The sequence below is a fragment of the uncultured Streptococcus sp. genome (assembly GCF_938036805.1).
Taxonomy (GTDB): domain Bacteria; phylum Bacillota; class Bacilli; order Lactobacillales; family Streptococcaceae; genus Streptococcus.
Map to the genome: position 1 here is coordinate 1 of NZ_CALHWC010000184.1, position 2,481 is coordinate 2,481.

Here is a 2,481-nt window from a genome sequence, read left to right on the forward strand (position 1 = left end):
AAATCGAACGAAGAATCCGGCGTAGCACACGCTATTAGAGAGTGGGTTTTAAAATAATGTTTAGCTACAAAATTGGAATTTCAGCTCAGGAACACGATGATTTTGTCGCAGCTCATCCGCAGGCCAATCTCCTGCAGAGTGCAGCCTGGGCTCAAATCAAGGACAACTGGGGAAATGAGCGCTTGGGCTTCTATAAAGACGACCACTTGGTTGCTGCAGCCAGTGTCCTGATCAAACCACTGCCTTTGGGGATGACCATGCTTTATATCCCGCGCGGTCCTATCATGGACTATAGTGACAAGGAGCTGCTGACCTTTGTTTTGGCGTCGCTCAAGAAATTTGCCAAGGAGAAAAAAGCGCTTTTTGTCAAGTTTGATCCCAGCCTCTTTTTGGCAGAGAGCAAGATGGGCGGTGAATTGCAAGACAAAGCAGAGACGATTGAGCTGATTCAACAGTTACAGAAAGCAGGAGCTGTCTGGGTCGGACGGACTGAGTCTCTGGACGAAACCATCCAGCCTCGCTTGCAGGCCAATATTCATAAAGAAGATTTCAGCGAGGATCTGCTTTCTAAGAGTACTCGGCAGGCTATTCGTACAGCCCGTAACAAAGGTATTCAAATCCAATTTGGCGGAGCAGAATTGCTGGATGACTTTTCAGCCTTGATGAAGAAAACGGAAAATAGAAAAAACATCCACCTGCGCGGCAAAGACTATTATCAAAAACTCTTGGATACTTATCCTGAGCACTCCTATATCACCTTATCCAGCATTGATCTAAAGGCACGCTTAGAAGACTTGCAGGCTCAGCTGACCAAGACACTCAAGGAAGCAGAGAAATTTACCGAAAAAACCAAGCCGGGCAAGATTGAGAATAACCAGCAAGAACAAAAACGCCTCCAAGAAGAAATTGATTTTCTGCAGGACAAAATCAGCCAAGGTGCTACTGTCGTTCCCCTGTCTGGCACGCTGGTCTTAGAATACGGCAAGACTTCTGAAAATATCTATGCCGGAATGGACGAGGAATACCGTCGTTATCAGCCAGCTATCATCACTTGGTATGAAACGGCCAAACATGCTTTTGAGCGGGGAGCTGATTGGCAAAATATGGGTGGAATCGAAAACGACCTCAAGGGTGGTCTCTACAGCTTTAAATCCAAGTTCAATCCGACCATTGAAGAATTCGCTGGTGAGTTTAATCTGCCGACCAATCCTCTTTACCACTTCTCCAATCTAGCCTACACTATTAGAAAGAAACTGCGCAGCAAGCATTAACAGAAAGGAATCCTATGACCTTTAAACTTCTCAGCCAAGAAGAATTCATCCAGCATACCTCAGCTAGCTCCCAACGCTCTTTTATGCAGACAGTGGAAATGGCAGAACTGCTGAGTAAGCGGGGCTTCAGTACCCAGTATGTCGGCTACACTGACCCGCAAGAACAAGTAGTGGTGTCAGCTGTCCTCTACAGTATGCCTATGACTGGTGGTCTTCATATGGAAATCAACTGCGGCCCTGTCTCTACTGATGCTCAATACCTGACTCCTTTCTATAAAGACTTGCAGGCTTACGCTAAAAAACAAGGCGCCCTGGAGCTCATCATCAAGCCTTACGAGACTTATCAGACCTTTGACAGCAATGGCCAGCCCACATCTGATGAAAAAGTCGAGCTTATCCAGCAACTGACTGATTTGGGCTTTGACTTTGACGGCTTACAGACAGGCTATCCAGGCGGGGAGCCTGATTGGCATTATGTCAAAGACTTAGCTGGTCTGACGGAGAAAGACTTGCTCAAATCCTTCAGTAAAAACGGCAAGGCGACAGTCAAAAAGGCCAATACCTTTGGTATCAAGCTAACAAGGCTGGAACGCAACCAACTCAGTATTTTCAAAGACATCACAGCTGCTACTTCTGACCGGCGGGAATACGATGATAAGCCACTAGACTACTATCAAGATTTTTATGATAGCTTTGGTCAACAGGCTGACTTTATGACAGCCAGTCTCAACTTCAAGGACTATCTTCAGAATTTACAAAAGGATCAAGAGAAACTGGGCCAGAAAATTCAAAAACTGCAGGCGGACTTGGAAAACAATCCTCAATCTGAAAAGAAGCAAAATCAGCTACGAGAGCTTTCCAGCCAGTTTGACAGCTTTGAAACCCGCAAAGCAGAGGCCCAAGAGCTGATTGACAAGTATGGCGACCAAGACCAAGTCCTGGCTGCCAGCCTCTTTATCTATACTCCCCAGGAAGCAACCTATCTCTTCAGCGGCTCCTATCCTGAATTTAACAAATTCTACGCTCCAGCCCTGCTGCAGGAATACGTTATGACCGAAAGCATCAAGAGAGGCATTCCATTTTATAATTTCCTCGGTATTATGGGAATTTTCGACGGTTCTGACGGTGTCCTGCGCTTTAAACAGAACTTCAACGGCTTCATCGTCCGAAAAATGGGAACTTTCCGTTATTATCCTAACCCTCTCAAATT

2 protein-coding genes are annotated in these 2,481 nt (G+C 45.9%); both read left to right on the forward strand.

Translation table 11 applies throughout. The annotated features are described in order from the left end of the window. Nucleotides 1–56 precede the first annotated feature (56 nt). Nucleotides 57–1,271, forward strand: coding sequence for an aminoacyltransferase (locus Q0191_RS07700; RefSeq protein ID WP_297665317.1), 1,215 nt, complete (start codon nt 57–59; stop codon nt 1,269–1,271). 14 nt (nt 1,272–1,285) lie between these two features. Beyond that, nucleotides 1,286–2,481: aminoacyltransferase (locus tag Q0191_RS07705; protein ID WP_297665319.1), on the forward strand; the 1,196-nt coding region annotated here is incomplete at its 3' end.